The following is a 16,155-nucleotide window of genomic DNA, read 5'->3' as shown; positions in this document are numbered from 1 at the left end:
TCACGCCTGCGCCGCCAGGGCTCGCCCTGCCTGTCGTCCGCCGAAGATGCATCCACCGAGGAAGGTTCCTTCCAAGGACCGGTAGCCGTGCACACCGCCGCCGCCGAATCCGGCGATCTCACCGGCAGCCCACAGCCCCTCGACGGCAGTGCCCATCGAGTCGAGAACGCGACCGTCGAGATCGGTTTGAATGCCGCCCAACGTCTTTCGAGTGATGATGTTCAACCGCACCGCGATCAGCGGACCCGACTTGGGATCGAGAATCTTGTGAAGTGCAGCGGTCCGCGCGATGCGTTCACCGCGCGAGCGCCGGGAATTGTGAATGGCAGAGATCTGCAGATCCTTGGTGAAAGGATTGTCCACCTCACGGTCTCGCGACTCGATCTGACGCCTGAGGTCGACACCGTCGATCAAGTCCTCGCCGGTGATTCGGTTCATGCCCTGGACCAATTCTTCGAGAGAATCGGCGACGACGAAGTCCTCGCCGTTCTTCTTGAATGCCTCCACCGGTTCGCTGGCACCGGGCAATACCCGCCCGAGAACGAGCTTGAGGTTCTTGCCGGTGATGTCCGGGTTCTGTTCCGACCCGGACAACGCGAATTCCTTCTCGATGATCTTCTGGGTCAATACGAACCACGAGTACTCGAAACCGATGTCCTGGATCGCTTTCAGCGTTCCCAGCGTATCGAATCCGGGGAAGTTCGGAACCGGAAACCGTTGCCCGCGGGCATCGAACCACATCGACGACGGGCCCGGAATGATTCTGATGCCGTGGTTCTTCCAGATCGGATTCCAGTTCTTGATGCCTTCGGTGTAGTGCCACATTCGGTCCTTGTTGACCAGGCGGCCGCCGGCCTTTTCGGTGATGCCGAGCATTCGGCCGTCGACGTGTTCCGGCACTCCGGAGATCAACGACTTCGGCGGCGTCCCGAGCCGCGCCGGCCAATTCTCGCGCACCAGATCGTGATTTGCCCCGATTCCACCTGCCGTCACCAGCACGGCACCGGCGCGGAGCTCGAACTCACCCACTTCGACGCGGGTACTTCCTGCCCCTCGCTCCGCTGCACTGGCTTCGAGCATCGCACCGCGAACTCCGACCACCGCTCCCCCGTCGACGACGAATCCGTCGACCCGATGCCGAAAACCGAAACGCACCAGTCCTTTGTCGGCAGCCTCACGTACGCGGCGCTCGAACGGCGCGACGACACCCGGCCCGGTGCCCCACGTCAGGTGGAATCGCGGAACCGAATTTCCGTGCCCCTCGGCCAGGTAGCCGCCGCGCTCGGCCCATCCGACGATGGGGACCCATCGCATTCCCTGAGCGTGGAGCCACGACCGCTTCTCACCTGCCGCGAAATCGAGGTATGCCCTGGCCCACCGATGACCCCAGTAGTCTTCCCCTGCAGGGTCGTCGATGCCGCGATCGAACGTCGCTGTGCCGAGCCAGTCCTGCCACGCCAGCTCCGCAGAATCCTTGATGCCCATTCGACGCTGTTCGGGCGTGTCGACCATGAACAGTCCGCCGAGGGACCAGAAGGCCTGACCACCCAGGTTCTGCTCGGGTTCCTGGTCGAGGAGCAGCACGCGCTTTCCCGCGTCGGCCAGTTCGGCGGTTGCCACCAGTCCGGCCAAGCCGGCCCCCACCACGATCACGTCTGCGTCCATTGCCCCACTCTTCTGCTCGACCCGGGTGTCTCCCTCGACTGTGCTGTCGTCGGCGTCGGAACTCAAGGAAATCGAGTCGAATGAGTATAGGATTTATCAGGTGCTGATAAAGAGTGCGAGGTAGATCGATGTACCCGGCGCGGGTCGCCGTGGTCGCGAAGATCGAATCGGATCTGGGCCCCGTCGTCGCATCCGCAGTACACGCGATTCGCGACGCGATCCCGGTCTACCAGTCACTGCAGGGTCCACAATTGGCCGATGTCGAGGCCATCGCGTATTGGTCACTGAGGCGGCTGATGGCCCTGTGGGCGCACGGCGATCGGACGATCGACGACCGCGACCACAAGAGATTCCGAGCCATAGGTTCCGCACGCGCGGCAGACGGGCGGCCGCTGGCCGATGTGCTGCGCGCGTATCGAGTCGCGTCGAGCGTGTTCGTTCGGCACGTGACAACGGAGCATCTGGAAGTACTCGACCCGCCGGACATCGCCGAACTCGGCCTGGGCGTGCTCGACGCGATCGACGCCATATCCGAGGAGATCATCGGTGCGTATGTCATTGCGCGCGAACAGCTCACGTCCAACCGTGCGCAGGCGCACGCCGCGTTGCTCGACGACTTGCTGGCTGCCAGACACAACTCACCCGGGACGGTGTCGGACCGTACTCGCGAACTAGACCTGAAGCTGCCCACGCACCCGAACCTGCTCGTGGTGCAGTCCACCGATCCGGGCCGACCCATGTCCGACGACACCGTCGAGTCTCTGGTGCTTGCGATGGGCCTCGTCCCTCCGGACCGCACCACAACGGCGGATCAACGGACGCACTTGTGCACTCGGCGCGAACAACGCGCGATCGCGCTGCTGCCGCCGTCGATCCATCGCGCCGAGGTCGACCTCGCGTGTCGGGATCTGCGGCTGCGCGGATGCCTCGTGGAGAGATCGACCGTTACCGATATCAGCAGTTCGTGGCGACTCGCCTCGGAAGCGCTCGAGACCGCACCGGATCACGCGTTCGACGGCCGGGCACTGCTCGATCAGGGCGACGGTCAGCTGTTGGCACTGTTGACAGCGCGCCCGACCGCCGACACGAGCGAGGTGGTGCGTAGCGTGCTCGGCCCGCTGACCGAGGCAGCGAACGAGCATATCCTGCTGGGTCTTTCGGCCTTCATCTCCACCGGCACAGCAACGGCTGCAGCCGCCCGACTGCAGGTGCACCCGCAGACTTTGCGCTATCGACTGCGCCGGGCTCAGGAACTGACCGGACGGGATCCGCGTTCGGCGTGGCATCGGTTGGCGCTGGACACCGCGATACAACTACGCCAACTCGGTTGACCCGGCTCGGCTGAATTCGGCGTCGCCGGTGGTCATGCGCACATGCGCCCATGACCGATTACTCGAGCCCGGGTCGTCGATCCCAGGATCACCGACAGGCGGGATCGAGTGATTCAGTTGATGTTCCACGACTCGACAGCATCGAGTCGCTTGCCGTCGGAGTCGTACGTGTAAAAGCCTTCACCGTCCCCGAGACCGGTCTTTCCCGCGTCGATACCCTTTTGCAGTATGTCGGCAAATTTGACCTGATCCTCGCCACCGTGTGCGCGCGCGATATGTGCTGCGACGTTGAAGCCGACAGTGTCGTATATCTGGAACGGACCGGCGGGTGCCCCGGTGGCTATGCGCCACACGTTGTCGATGTCCGCCGGATTGGCAACCCCGCCGACGTAGAGGTTGGCTCCCGCCTGCAGCAGCGGGATCAGAAGACTGTTCAGCACGTATCCAGGAATTTCCTTTCGGACCGGAACGGGAACGAGACCGATCTCCGAAGCAAAGCTCAGGACGACATCGAAGTAGACAGGATCTGTTGCAGCAGTTGCCATCACTTCACCGGTGTTGTATCGCCACACGAGGTTGGCGAAGTGCAATGCGAGAAACTTTTCCGGCCGCCCGGTGGCCTCGGCGAAACTGCTGGGCAGTAGCGACGACGAGTTGGTCACGAAGATAGTTTTCGGCGGGGCGGACGCGCCGATATCCGACCAGACCTTCTTCTTCAGGTCGAGATCCTCCGGAACTGCTTCGATCACCAGGTCGGCGTCCGAAACAGCCTCCGCGACGCTGGTGGTGGTCGTGATGGATTCGATGGCCTTGTCGAAGCGCGCCTCGTCGAAAGTCTTCAGGTCACGCTTGTAGTATCCGCGCATCCATTCCCAGCGGTCCGGCAGCTTGGCCAGAAGTTCGTCGGAAATGTCGTATCCCACAACGGTTTTTCCGTGGTAGGCAGCCTGCATCATGATCTGTGAACCGAGCACTCCGGTTCCGAATACGGTCACGTTCTCAACATCGGACATTGACGACACACTTCCCTTTATCGAGTTACTGGTTTCCCGCTCCCCCAGTTCTACCGCTGAGCGCGGAGCCACCGTCTCGTGGGGGCCGACAGCGGATCGACTCGACCGACAACGGCGCTGTGCACTCCACAGGATCGACGGCTCACGCATACTCGAACTATGGCTGTCGATCCCCGCGGAAGAGACCTGAAGCGCTACCTCGAAGAAGATCCCGGCGGTCCGGTGGTGATGCTCAACCTGCTTCGGTTCGCCGAGGGTGGTCGCGACTCCTACGCAGAATATGCGAAAGCACTGGACGAGACTTTCCTCCCGCGCTACGGCGCGACGGTGCTGTACGCGGGCGACGGTTCGACCGCACTTGCCGCGGAGGACGGGCAGGCCTGGGATGCAGTACTCCTGGTCCAGTACCCGTCACGTAAGGCGTTCAGCGAGATGGTGGCCGATCCCGAATATCAGACGGTGACGGCGTTACGGACCGCCGCGCTGAAGGAGGCGGTTCTGCAGGCCACGATTCCGTGGTCGTGAATTCGACCTTCGGCTTCGCATCGTGTTCGCGCCGCGGGGCTTCACGGCGTTGCGAGCAACTTACTGCGGAACAGATCGAGTACCTGGTCCAGTGCCTGCCGCGTCGGCTGACCCGGCTCGTCGATGAGTCCTTCCGTCACGACGGAGTGCGGCGGTCCGAAGGCTTCCGGATTGAACGAGGAGTCGGGCAATTCCACGGAGACGAATGCGTCGCCGAGTTGTTCCCTCAGAAACTCGAACCGTGCAGGGGGACACATCGTGTCGCCCTGGAACCGCATACCGAGAACAGTGAGATCTCCCGCAGCACAACGGCTTTTCACCTTCGAAAGGTCGCCGGCACTGATGTCGATGGAACGACTGCGTGACTTCGATGCCGCGAACGGAAGTGACGGTTGCGACAGCACCGGTGCGATCAATCGATCGTCGGCGGCCATGGCCAGGGCGAACCCGCCCGTGAAGCACATTCCGATGGCACCGACGCCCGGTCCGCCGCACCGCTCGTGTTCCTCGGCCGCCAGAGCACGCAGCCACACCACGACTCGCGACGACTTGCCGGTGGCCAGGATGGTGAATTCTCGACTGATACACGCCGGCACGATGGCGCGAGAGATCGTTGCCACCGTCCCGAGCACGCCCAGGGGCGCGGTCGAAGGATCTTTACCGTCGACGCCGAACAGGTGCGGCACGATCGCGGTGCATCCGATCCCGGCGACGGTGCGCGCGAAATCCGCCACTCTCGGCGTGATGCCCGGCATTTCGGACATCACGATGACCGCCGGCCCGGTGCCGATTCGATAGACAGGCGCCGTGCGCCCGTCTGCGGTGAACTCGGTTCGCTCGAAGTCGGCAAGGGCGTCATCTGTCATCGAAGCGGTCCTCTTTCTCGATCGGCGACATCACTGCGAATACTCACGCAGCAACAGGTACAGCGGAAGCGCGAAGCAAATTCCCACCGAGCCGGTACCGACGGGAACCAGCCACCAATGTTTGACGCCGTGATCCTTCGCATCCCCTCTGGACCAGATCCCGAAAGCGATACTGGTGATACCGAGATCGGCGGTCAAGGCTCGCGTCGGCGTGGACGCCACCCATTCGGAGAAGAACTTCGCTGCGCTGCCCGCGCTCACCCCGTGCTCGCGAAAGTAGCCGACGACGTAGGCATTGGGGACGACGAAGCCGATGACGGTCAGCAGCAGCAGGAGGCGTCGACGAGTGGCGTCTGCGGTTCTCATGACCTCAACGTAGAGCACCGCGCAACACCACCGGCGTGTCGTTCGACTCGACCGAGTCGGCCGGTCCGAGTCAGACGTCCTCGAGCCGGATGCCCTTGGTCTCCTTCATGTAGAAGCAGGCGACTCCGGTCAGGGCAGCGAGGAACATGATGTACACGCCGAAGACCCAGCCCAGATCCAACCCGAGGAACAGCTGGTTGAGATACGGTGCCGTTCCGCCGAACACCGCAACCGAGAACGAGTAGGCGAATCCGATTGCCTGCGTGCGGAGTCGGGTGGGAAAGCTCTCCGACAACGTCGACGACAGAATCGAGGCCGGGACGGCGATGACGAGCAGGGCCACCGTCGACGGCAGCAGCAATGACCACCACTGCGTCGAGATCAGCATCGTCAGCGGGATCTGCAGCACGAACATCAGCACGGCGAATGCCGCCAGCATCGGCCGCCGACCGATCGAATCCGAAAGGCGACCGAAGAACGGTAGCGACACCAGCGCTATCAACTGCGCGACGACGAGCATCCAGTAGGCGGTGTCCGGGTTCATCCCGCGCTGCGTGATGGCGAACGTCGAGACGTAGGAGGTCCAGGTGTAGTGCGCCGCCGTGATTCCCGACGTCATTCCGATCATCAACACGATCGCTTTGACGACGGTCTTACGCGCGATCGGTTCTTGTTCGACCTTGTTCTGCTCCGAGTCGAACACCTCGCTCTCGTCCATGTTCTTGCGCAGGTAGAGAGCGAACAGCGCGAGGAGCGCGCCGAGGAGGAAGGGGATGCGCCAACCCCATTGCCCGACAGCAGAGTCCGACAGGGTGGAGGTGATGACGCCACCCACTGTGTATGCCAGAGCCGATCCACCGAAGATGGCGACGAACGCGACGCTGCCCCACATGCCACGTCGGTTCGGTGGTGCAATCTCGCCGACGTAGGAATACGCCGTCGCCGACTCGCCGCCGTGCGCGAAACCCTGCATGACGCGTGCGAGCAACAGCACTACCGAGGCCCAGGCCCCGATCGCACCGTAGGTGGGCATGATGCCGATCAGCAAGCTGCCGGTTGCCATCATCAGCATCGTGGTGACAAGGACGAACTTACGGCCCTTCTTGTCCGCGATTCGTCCGAACACGATGCCGCCGAGAGGCCGCATCAGGAATCCGACGGCGAACACCGCAAGCGTGGACAGCAATGCCGAGACAGGATCGGCCTGGCTGAACATGGCCGCCGCGATGAACGGCGCGAACACTGCATAGGCACTCCACTCGTACCATTCGAGTACGTTGCCTATCGTGCTGGCGAACAACGATTTCTTCCGTGAGGAAATATCCGGTGCCGAGCGGGTGTCGTGCGATGATCCGACAGTCATGGAGTGCCACTTTCGATCGAATTATCCTTCACAGGAACAGGTTTGAGTGCTGCACGTCGAATCTTCCCGGTCTGGGTTTTGGGAAGTTCGTCGATGATGTGGATGGATTTCGGACGCTTGTACGCGGCCAGTCGTTCACGCGCGAAGGCCATCAGTTCATCCGGCGTCGTGGTGGCGTCGCGCCGGAGTGACACGTACGCCACCACCGATTCCCCTTGATAGTCATCCGGCCTGCCCACCACAGCGGCCTCGAACACCGCTGAATGTTCGTAGAGGGTGTCCTCGACTTCCCTGGGCCAGACCTTGTATCCCGACACGTTGATCTGATCCTTGAGTCGGTCGACGAGATACACCCAGCCGTGGTCGTCGATGATTGCCACGTCGCCTGTGCGCAGACGTCCCTCTGGCATCGTCGACTCGGACGCGTCCGGATTGCGCCAGTAGCCCGAAACCACCTGCGGACCCGAGATCTCCAGTTCCCCTGCAAGTCCCGGGGGTGTCGGCCGGCCCGAAGGGTCGAGCGTTCGTAACGTCACGCGCGGAAGAGGCAACCCGACGGACAGTGAACCGCTGGCCGCGTCCACCGGCGCGCGCACGCCGGGTGGCACGGCAATGACTCCCGCCGTGGTTTCGGTCATCCCGTATGCGTTGTGGATGTAGCAACCGAATTGGGACTCGAACGCGGCGACGGTGGCGGGCGGAATAGGTGCGCCTCCGGAATACAACGCCTTCACCGACTCGAAGTGGGCCCTCGTCGCACCCTCGGTTGCGGAGATCGCGTTGAACACCGTGATCGAACCGATGGTGTAGGTGACACGATGCTCGACGACAGCGTCGAGAGTGACTGCCGCGTCGAAACGATGCGCGAACACGAGCATGCAGTCGCGGATCAGGGCCACCGCTGCGTCGAGCATTGCGCCGGTGATGTGAAACAGCGGCGCGACGGCAAACACGACGTCGCCGTCGTCGAGACCGGCCCGTTCCCCGAAATCGAGGGCAGTCGCGAAGGCGTTCGCGTGCGAGATCTGCGCGCCTTTCGGCGGACCCGTGGTTCCTGACGTGTAGGCCAGTAGCGCGAGATCGTCCGGCCTGGGATCGAATTCGGGGAAAGATCGACCACGGTAGCGGTCGATCAGACCCATCAGATCGTCGTCGGGCCGGGGTGTCACGCGTGACGTCGACGCAAAGACTCGTGGGTCGTCGCGTGTCTGCAGGTCCAGTCCGCTGGTGCTCACGAGCAGTCGAATCGAACTGCCGCGCAACGTCGCCCCCACAGAATCGAGATCGTGTTCGTCGCAGACGAGCGCGACAGGTTCTGCATCGTCGATCAAGGTGCGAAGTTCACGGTTGCGGTACATCGGGTTGAGGATCAACGCGACCGCCCCGATCTTCCACAGCGCGAGGAACGTCAAGGCGTACTGCGGAATGTTCTGCAGATAGATGCCGACGCGATCGCCCTGTGACACTCCTCGATCGAACAGTGCGGCGGCAAGTGCATCGGACGCCTCGTCCACCTCGCGCACCGTGAGCACGGCGTCGAAGTACGCCAGCGCCGGCCGGTCCGGGGTGTCGGCGACTCGGCTACGCCAGGCGTCGAGGACAGTTGCAGGCCCGGTCGCGCTGTCGAGGGTCATGAACGGCCCTTCCGCTCGAGCAGACTTTCGGCCCATGCGGACCGACCGAACACTCGTTCGGTCTGCTGTCTCGATAGTGTTGCGGATCACAACTTTGGTGTCAACCCGGTGCGAACGCCCGGCCCAGTTCGCTGCGCCCTCTACGGTGATCGCATGACCTCGATCGGCGACTGGCGAACATACGAGGGCGCGGCACTGTCCCCAGCGCTGGCGTCGGCCTTGCGCATCTTCGTCGAGCAGGGCTACCACGGCACGTCGGTGCGGCAGATCGCCGCGGGTGCCGGCTTGTCGGTTCCCGGTCTGTATCACCACTTTCCGTCGAAGCAGGCCCTCCTGGTCGGCATCATGAATGCGTCGATGGACGAACTGTTGCACCGGACTCGATCGGCCATGGACGGGGCGGGTTCGTCGCCGAAGGACCGATTCGACGCGGTCGTGGAGTCCTTGCTGCTGTTCCATATCCATCGCCGCGATGCCGCGTTCGTGTGCTCCACCGAGATTCGCAGTCTCGAGCCGGCCAACCGCGCCGCCTACATCGCCAAGCGCGACGAAGAGCAACGACTGCTCGACGCCATCGTCACCGACGGAGTCGAGTCCGGGGTCTTCGACACCCCGCACCCCGCGGATGCTAGCCGGGCCGTCACCACGATGTGCATCGGAGTGGCCACCTGGTACCGACCCGATGGCCCGCTGACGCCGGCCGAACTGGTCGAGGTGTACCTCGATATCGCACGCCGAACGGTCGGTGCCGCGACCGGCCGAGGCACTGCACACAGGACGTGAGTTCCTTGACCGAAACCTGCGTGTATGCCAGTCTTCAAGAGACCGAGCGAGTGTTCGGTCGGTATCGACCAGGGAGTGCACAATGGCCATCGACCTCACCTTCGACGCAGACGTCGAGAAGCTGATCGACCGAACGCGGACGTTCACTCGCGAATACGTGCTCCCGATCGAGGATCGGTTTCTGGGCAATATCGCCGACGCAGGCGGCGACGGCCTCCGGGTCGAGATGCAGTCCGCAGCCAAGGAAGCGGGCGTGTTCGCACCGCACGCACCCGTCGAATACGGTGGGCACGGTCTGTCGATGAGCGACCGCGCACCGGTGTTCGAGGAAGCGGGCTACTCCCTGTTCGGCCCCATCGCACTCAATCTCGGTGCACCCGACGAGGGCAACGTCCACATGCTGGCGCACATCGCATCGCCGGCACAGAAGGATCAATTCCTCGCCCCTCTCGCCCGCGGCGATCAACGATCTGCATTCGCGATGACCGAGCCGGCACCGGGTGCGGGCTCCGATCCCTCGGCCCTCACCACTGCGGCCGAACGGACCGACGGTGGATGGAAGATCAACGGACACAAGTGGTTCATCACCGGAGCCGACGGCGCAGGGTTCTTCATCATCATGGCCCGTACATCCGGAAAGCCGGGTGACCGAGGCGGAGCCACGATGTTCCTCGCCCCGGCCGACACACCGGGCATCACGGTCGGCCGTCACATCGGAACCCTGGACAAAGCCATGATCGGCGGGCACTGCGAGGTGTACTTCGAGAACGTCTTCGTGCCCGACGAGAACGTTCTCGGGGCCGTCGACGAGGGCTTCGCCTACGCCCAGGTGCGATTGGGGCCCGCCCGTATGACCCACGTGATGCGGTGGCTCGGAGCCTCGAGACGGGCGCACGACATCGCCGTCGCCCAGGTGGCCCAGCGCGAAGGGTTCGGCGGCAAGCTCGGCGATCTCGGCATGATCCAGAAGATGGTCGCCGACAACGAGATCGACATCGCCGCATCCCGTGCCCTGTTGATCAAGGCCTGCTTCGAGCTGGATCGCGGCGGCCACGCGAGCAACGAAACCTCCATCGCCAAGACGTTCGCGGCCGAGGCCATCTTTCGCATCGTGGACCGCAGCATCCAGATGTGCGGCGGGCTCGGGGTATCGGACGACCTGCCACTGGCACGGCTTTCGCGCGAAGTACGTCCGTTCCGGGTCTACGACGGACCGTCGGAAGTGCATCGCTGGGCTATTGCCAAACGAGCGGTCGGGGCAGCGAAGCGCGCCGCACAGGAGCAGTCATGAGCGACCTACCGGGCATGAACCGCGTTGCTCTGGAACGATTCCTGCGTGCCGAGGGCATCGATGTCGACGGTGAGCTGACGGTCGAGATGATCAGCGGCGGTCGCTCCAACCTGACGTACAAGGTGTACGACGACACCTCGACGTGGGTGGTTCGTCGGCCCCCGACCAGTGGCCTGACCCCGTCGGCGCACGACATGGCCAGGGAGTGGGCAGTGACCGACGCGCTGGCGTCCACCGCGGTGCCGGTGGCCGAGACCGTGGCCTTCGACCGAGAAGGTGACGTACTCGGTGCTCCGATGACGGTGGTCCGTTTCGTTCCCGGGCGCGTCGTGCGCACACGCGAGGATCTGCGCGATCTGACCGACGAGCAGGTCGCAGACAACGCCGCCGAATTGGTGCGGGTGCTCGCCGAGCTGCATGCCGTCGATCCTGCGGCCGTGGGTCTCGAAAAGTTCGGTCGCCCAGATGGTTTCGTTGCTCGACAGGTAGCCACGTGGGCGCGTCAGTGGCAGACGGTGAAGACACGGGAACTACCCGACGTCGACCGACTTCACCGGGCCCTCGAAGCTGCGGTGCCCACCGGATCGGCGGCGTCCATCGTGCACGGCGATTTCCGGGTCGACAACACGATTCTCGATGTCGAGGACGTAAGTTCTGTTGCAGCCGTGGTGGACTGGGAGATGTCCACACTCGGCGATCCGTTGACCGATGTCGCGCTGATGTGCGTGTACCGGCAACCCGTGTTCGATGCCGTTCTCGGTGCCGACGCAGCCTGGACGAGCGACCGCTACCCATCGGCGGCGGATCTGGTGCAGCAGTATGCCGTTCGATCGGGCCGTGAGGTGGACAACTGGGGCTTCTATATGGCGTTGGCCAACTTCAAGCTCGGTGTGATCGGCGAGGGCATCACCCACCGGGCACTGTCGGGCTCCGATACCGGTGCCGGTGCACGCAACGCCGCCGACGCAACAGGAGAATTCATCGCGGCCGGCCTTCGAGCATTGTCGGCGGGCTGACCGCAGAAGCTGTTGCTAGGCAGCTTCTCTCATGATGCCGATGTGGCGAACGATTCCGGACAGCGCCGGAAGCTCCTGAGGTGCGGACCAGCCGTTCAGGTCGGCGCTGTCGGAGTAGAAGTACTTCTGGTTCGTGTAGTCGTCGTAGTACAACCGCCAGGTGCCGTCGGGCAACTCGACGACGGCGGGCCCTTCCTTCAACGGACCGAAATCGCGGAAGGTGAGGTCCCGAACGTAGGGACCACCCACAGCGGGCGCGATCCAGTGTTCGATGACCTTGTTGCTCTCACCTTTGGTGAAGGCGTGGTAGGTCGACCCGGCCTTCACCACCGTGGTGTCGATGTGGTCGTTGATGATTCCCACCAACGGAACCGGCGAGCTCCACGTCGTCAGGCCGGGATCGGTCGCCGTCATGAGATACGGCACGAACCCTCCGCCGGCAGACAACGACACGATGATGCTGACGCGGTCGCCCTCGACGAACCACTCCGGTGCCCACGCCTTGGTGGTGAACGGGGACAGTGACGGGAGTTCCGAGGACCCCGCCGAGCCGGTACCCGCCCCGGTCCCGGGCAGAAGCAGGCAGCAGAACGGGATCGGAACGTTCTGCAAGAATTCCCAGTCCACCCGATTCGCGCTGCGCGCAAAGCCGATCTCCGCGCCGCCGCCCGTCGTATATGTCACGTAGTACATACCGTCGGCGGCTCGGAAGATGCTGGAGTCACGAACCACACCGGAGGGCGGCGTGTACGCGGCGGTCTCGACCGTGGTGAAGTCCGTTCCGTTGCTGGACTGGTACACGTCCATGTTGCGATCGCTGTCGTTACTGAAGGCCACCATCGTGTACGTGACCGCAGGCGCAGCGCTACCCGACCCCTCTGCGCCGAACAACAGCCCGACGGCGGCGACGAGCGTCATGGGAATGGCGAGGGTGTGCTTGCGCAGGGGCCTGATCACCGCTGAAGTATGTACGACGCACGAGCCCCACGAGTAACAACAGTGCACAGTCGTGCCTGTTCGTTACCGAACGCTACGACTGCGCTGAGTATTGCGACACCGGCTTGGCCTGATACATCTCGTGGTCGGCATCGTCGAGAATGTCCAGGGCAGTGCGAGGATCACCACTGCCGACGGTCACGCAGCCGATACTGGCGGTCACCGTCAGTTCTCGATCTGCCGTCGTGATCGGGGTTGCGAGTTCCGCCCGGACGTCGTCCGCCTCCGACCCCACACAGCACGGCACCACAGCCACGAATTCGTCACCGCCGATGCGTCCGACGAATGCGTCGTCGGGCAGAGCCCGCGTCAACCGCGCGGCCACGATACCGAGTACGGCATCACCGACCGTATGTCCGTGCAGGTCGTTGATGGTCTTGAAGTTGTCGAGGTCGATGAACAACACCGCCATGGCATCCTCCCGACTCGACCGGGACAGCTCCTGGTCGAGCCGCGCCAGAATCAGCGGGCGATTGGGAAGCCCGGTGAGGTCGTCGTGTGTTGCCGCGTGTTCGAGCTTCATGCTCGTCCGATAGGCATCGGTGACGTCGACGAACGTTGCCACGATCGAGGGTGACGGGCCGCCGAAGTTGAGCATGGTCGCAGTCAGAGAAAGCCAGAAATGTCGTCCGTCCCGACGACGTTCGATTCCGATCACCGACTGGCTCGGCTTCCCGGTTCTGCCGGTGACGGCCACGGGGTGCTCGAGTCGCCGAATGGGTTGCTGATCGGTGCCGTACACCCGGAACGGCAGCACAGCGGACTGTCCCGTCGTCGCCGATCCCACCTGGATGTCGAGGATCGTCTTCGCCGCGAGGTTCGCCGACGTGATGCGACCGCCGTGGTCGAGTACGACGACACCTGCCTCCAGCGATTCCACCACGGCGGTGTAATGCTCCTCGGCCCGGCGGACGGCACTCTGGTCGGCGCAGACCAACACCCACCCGTCGGGCATCTGGGCCGCGGAGACCACCATCGCCAACGCCGTCCCGTCCGCGCGCAGATGCGAGTCCCACAGCCGGCCGCCGGCCGCGAGAATGGCCACCGGGTCGCAGGGCACCCCCACTGCATTCGATACGGAGAGGCCGAGCACATCTGCTGCGCGTCGTCCGTAGACCGACTCCGCGGCAGGATTCCAACTGGACACGACCCCGTCGGAGGACACCCCCACGATGGCGTCGCTGACGTGCTCGACCAACGCGGCTTGATAGTGCAGCGCCTTCTGTGCGGCCTTGTGTTCGGTGAGGTCGCGAAGGATGACCTGAAATGCAGGTTCTCCGTTCCACACCGTGCGGACCGAGACCGCCTCCATGGTCAGAGTCGATCCATCGAGGGCGAGTACGTCTGCCTCGGAGGCCGAACTGGCGGTTCCGTGCACGTCCAGGGCGGCGATGCGCTCGAGCATCGGCCCGATCGACGCGGCCGCGATGAAGTCGGTGATCGGACGGCCCACCACCGCACCGAGACTGTCGGCGCGCAGATACCGGAGCCCCGCAGGGTTGACGTAGACAAGGTTGCCTCGCCGGTGGACGACGATCGCGTCGGGCGAGTGTTCGATCAGAACCCGATAACGATCTGCGAGACCGGGCGACTCGGGATCGGCTTCGGGGTCGCCGACGACGTCGCGCTCCCCTGGGGCCATCTGCGGTCCTCGCGTTCGTAGGCGGTCTGTCGACACTCGATTCAACCACTTCTGTGGGCCGAGCCGGAATCTTCTGCACGGTTCGATGCTTATGTCCGTTTTCCGACTGGACCCAGTGCTTGTTTGCGGGGCTAAATCGAGGAACCAGCCGAAAACGGCTCGTACAACTCGAGAAGGAACGGGAATCGATCATGACATCTCACGGCATCGACATCAGTGGGATCGGCGCAGTGTCCGGCTACGGCTGGGGTACGGCCGCATTGTGGACCGGTCTGGCCAGCGGTAAGGCTGCCGCCACCTTGCACCACAACCGGTCACACCCGGGCCGCAACCCGGTGTGGCTTGCGAAAGTGCCCGACGGCGGGCAGACCGACGACGGCACCAGCCGCTTCGGCCGCGCACTGCGCGGCGCCGCACGCGAGGCCATCGACGACGCACTCGCTCGGGGCTGGCGGCCCGGTCGGCGGGTCGGTCTGGTGCATGCGGTCGTCCTGGGTGAAGTGGACGAGTGGCGCAACTTCTATCTGGAGGACGGCGGTGTGCGGCGGGTGCGCGACTACCTGACGCTGATGCCGTCGACCCCGGTATCACTGCTGATGCAGGAGCACGGCTTTCACGGCCCGGCGATGAACGTCTCGGCCATGTGCGCGTCGGGCAACGCCGGCCTTCTCACCGCCAAGATGTGGCTCGATACCGGCTTCGTCGACGACGTCGTCTTCGTCGCCACCGACCTGTCTCTGACGCCGGAGAACATCGACCATTTCGTCGCGCTCGGCGTCGGGGTGGTCGACGTGGAACCTCAGGAGGGCTGCCGACCGTTCCAGGAAGGTAGTCGTGGGTTCGGAATGGGCGAAGCAGCAACAGCTTTCGTACTCACCAACCGTAGCGATGCTGCGTACGCGCGGGTACTGGGCGGTTCGATGACTCACGACGCGTTCCACGCGACGTCCATCGACCCGGCCCTGACGCAGGTACGGGACTGCTTCGAAGCCGCCCTGACGGACGCCGGTGCCACGGCGCGCCAGGTGCGCTACCTCAATGCGCACGGGCCAGGCACCGCTCAGTGCGATGCCGCGGAAACGGAGATGCTGGAGACGGTGCTCGGCTCACACGCGCAGGTGTATTCGGTGAAGCCGCTCACCGGGCATTGCCAAGGCGCGGCGTCGGCCGTCGAAACCATCTCTGCCGTCATGGGATTCGATCGCGGACTGGTTCCTGCGGCCCCACAGGTCTCCGACGGACACCCGCTGTTGCTCGACGGATTCACCGCGGCCGAGCCAGGTCTGACGATGAAATCCTCACTGGGAATGGGAGGACACAATTCGGTGGTGGTGCTGGCTCCTGCGTGAGCGACGGTCTGCCGGATGGTTCGCGCGCCCGCACCGTCACGGGCGCGCGAGCCCGTTCAGATCGACACCCCGGCCCCACAGATTCCGCATTCCTCGAATTCGACGCGTTTCCACCGCGCAACCGGGACGAAGAACAGCGTGAATTGCTGGTATTGCTTCATTCTCGCCCACTGGGTCGTGTTGTGGCACCGCGGGCAGTTTCGCGTTGCGCCAGGGCCGACGTGTTTGCGCTTGCTGCCGAAGCCGAAGAGTAGGAACATCATCCAAGCATAGGTGGCTCGAACGGCTGCCGGACTCGGCGCAGCAGTCGTTCGA

The 16,155-nt window shown here is 63.9% G+C and carries 15 protein-coding genes; 6 read left to right on the top strand and 9 right to left on the bottom strand.

Annotated elements, in window-relative coordinates:
- Nucleotides 1–1,665 (bottom strand): FAD-binding dehydrogenase, encoded by a 1,665-nt coding sequence (locus CH285_RS04555; protein ID WP_094644632.1) that lies wholly within the window; start codon nucleotides 1,663–1,665, stop codon nucleotides 1–3.
- Nucleotides 1,666–1,793: 128 nt separating this feature from the next.
- Here CH285_RS04555 and CH285_RS04550 point away from each other — a divergent pair, with 128 nt between their 5' ends.
- Nucleotides 1,794–2,996: a helix-turn-helix domain-containing protein gene (locus CH285_RS04550; protein WP_141214983.1), complete on the top strand. Its 1,203-nt coding sequence runs from the start codon at nucleotides 1,794–1,796 to the stop codon at nucleotides 2,994–2,996.
- A gap of 113 nt (nucleotides 2,997–3,109) precedes the next feature.
- Here CH285_RS04550 and CH285_RS04545 read toward each other — a convergent pair whose 3' ends face one another.
- Nucleotides 3,110–4,009, bottom strand: a complete 900-nt coding sequence (locus CH285_RS04545) for a 3-hydroxyacyl-CoA dehydrogenase (RefSeq protein ID WP_080966328.1) — start codon at nucleotides 4,007–4,009, stop codon at nucleotides 3,110–3,112.
- A 159-nt stretch (nucleotides 4,010–4,168) separates the two neighbouring features.
- Here CH285_RS04545 and CH285_RS04540 point away from each other — a divergent pair, with 159 nt between their 5' ends.
- Nucleotides 4,169–4,534 carry a DUF1330 domain-containing protein gene (locus CH285_RS04540; RefSeq protein ID WP_027496177.1) on the top strand — a complete coding sequence of 122 codons (366 nt, stop codon included), beginning with the start codon at nucleotides 4,169–4,171 and terminating at the stop codon, nucleotides 4,532–4,534.
- 41 nt (nucleotides 4,535–4,575) lie between these two features.
- Here CH285_RS04540 and CH285_RS04535 read toward each other — a convergent pair whose 3' ends face one another.
- From CH285_RS04535 to CH285_RS04520, 4 genes are all read right to left on the bottom strand, one after another.
- The gene (locus CH285_RS04535) at nucleotides 4,576–5,400 is read right to left on the bottom strand and encodes a dienelactone hydrolase family protein (protein WP_032364700.1); all 825 of its coding nucleotides are present in this window, start codon (nucleotides 5,398–5,400) and stop codon (nucleotides 4,576–4,578) included.
- A gap of 30 nt (nucleotides 5,401–5,430) precedes the next feature.
- Nucleotides 5,431–5,766, bottom strand: coding sequence for a DUF2834 domain-containing protein (locus CH285_RS04530; protein WP_135046238.1), 336 nt, complete (start codon nucleotides 5,764–5,766; stop codon nucleotides 5,431–5,433).
- Between the two features lie 70 nt (nucleotides 5,767–5,836).
- Nucleotides 5,837–7,129, bottom strand: coding sequence for an MFS transporter (locus tag CH285_RS04525; protein ID WP_094644583.1), 1,293 nt, complete (start codon nucleotides 7,127–7,129; stop codon nucleotides 5,837–5,839).
- Entirely contained in the window at nucleotides 7,126–8,763 is a 1,638-nt protein-coding gene (locus tag CH285_RS04520; protein WP_094644631.1) for a class I adenylate-forming enzyme family protein, read from the bottom strand. The genes CH285_RS04525 and CH285_RS04520 overlap by 4 nt, the downstream gene beginning before the upstream one ends.
- 153 nt (nucleotides 8,764–8,916) lie before the next feature.
- On the opposite strand from CH285_RS04520, the gene CH285_RS04515 reads away from it, so the two are divergent.
- The 3 genes from CH285_RS04515 to CH285_RS04505 all read left to right on the top strand — a co-directional run bounded on the left by CH285_RS04515 (nucleotide 8,917) and on the right by CH285_RS04505 (nucleotide 11,853).
- Nucleotides 8,917–9,546 (top strand): TetR/AcrR family transcriptional regulator, encoded by a 630-nt coding sequence (locus CH285_RS04515; protein WP_032368888.1) that lies wholly within the window; start codon nucleotides 8,917–8,919, stop codon nucleotides 9,544–9,546.
- 82 nt (nucleotides 9,547–9,628) lie between these two features.
- On the top strand, nucleotides 9,629–10,837 hold the full coding sequence (locus CH285_RS04510; RefSeq protein ID WP_094644582.1) for an acyl-CoA dehydrogenase family protein: 1,209 nt from the start codon (nucleotides 9,629–9,631) through the stop codon (nucleotides 10,835–10,837).
- Nucleotides 10,834–11,853 (top strand): phosphotransferase family protein, encoded by a 1,020-nt coding sequence (locus tag CH285_RS04505; RefSeq protein WP_094644581.1) that lies wholly within the window; start codon nucleotides 10,834–10,836, stop codon nucleotides 11,851–11,853. The genes CH285_RS04510 and CH285_RS04505 overlap by 4 nt, the downstream gene beginning before the upstream one ends.
- Before the next feature lie 15 nt (nucleotides 11,854–11,868).
- Here the strand turns inward: CH285_RS04505 and CH285_RS04500 are convergent, their stop codons facing one another.
- Together CH285_RS04500 and CH285_RS04495 are read right to left on the bottom strand one after the other, a co-directional pair.
- A complete protein-coding gene (locus tag CH285_RS04500; RefSeq protein WP_094644630.1) occupies nucleotides 11,869–12,771 on the bottom strand; it encodes an arabinofuranosidase in 903 nt (300 codons plus the stop codon).
- Nucleotides 12,772–12,883: 112 nt separating this feature from the next.
- Nucleotides 12,884–14,491 (bottom strand): diguanylate cyclase domain-containing protein, encoded by a 1,608-nt coding sequence (locus tag CH285_RS04495; RefSeq protein ID WP_094644580.1) that lies wholly within the window; start codon nucleotides 14,489–14,491, stop codon nucleotides 12,884–12,886.
- A gap of 191 nt (nucleotides 14,492–14,682) precedes the next feature.
- Between CH285_RS04495 and CH285_RS04490 the strand changes: the two genes are divergently transcribed.
- On the top strand, nucleotides 14,683–15,840 hold the full coding sequence (locus CH285_RS04490) for a beta-ketoacyl synthase N-terminal-like domain-containing protein (protein WP_094644579.1): 1,158 nt from the start codon (nucleotides 14,683–14,685) through the stop codon (nucleotides 15,838–15,840).
- Between the two features lie 56 nt (nucleotides 15,841–15,896).
- On the opposite strand, the gene CH285_RS04485 is transcribed toward CH285_RS04490, so the two are convergent.
- Nucleotides 15,897–16,100 (bottom strand): zinc-ribbon domain-containing protein, encoded by a 204-nt coding sequence (locus tag CH285_RS04485; protein WP_027496168.1) that lies wholly within the window; start codon nucleotides 16,098–16,100, stop codon nucleotides 15,897–15,899.
- Nucleotides 16,101–16,155 lie beyond the last annotated feature (55 nt).

Source organism: Rhodococcus sp. 05-2256-B1 (genome assembly GCF_002258465.1).
Taxonomy (GTDB): Bacteria; Actinomycetota; Actinomycetes; order Mycobacteriales; family Mycobacteriaceae; genus Rhodococcoides; species Rhodococcoides fascians.
The sequence above is the reverse complement of the archived record's forward strand: the minus strand, read 5'-3'. Positions and strand labels throughout refer to the sequence as shown.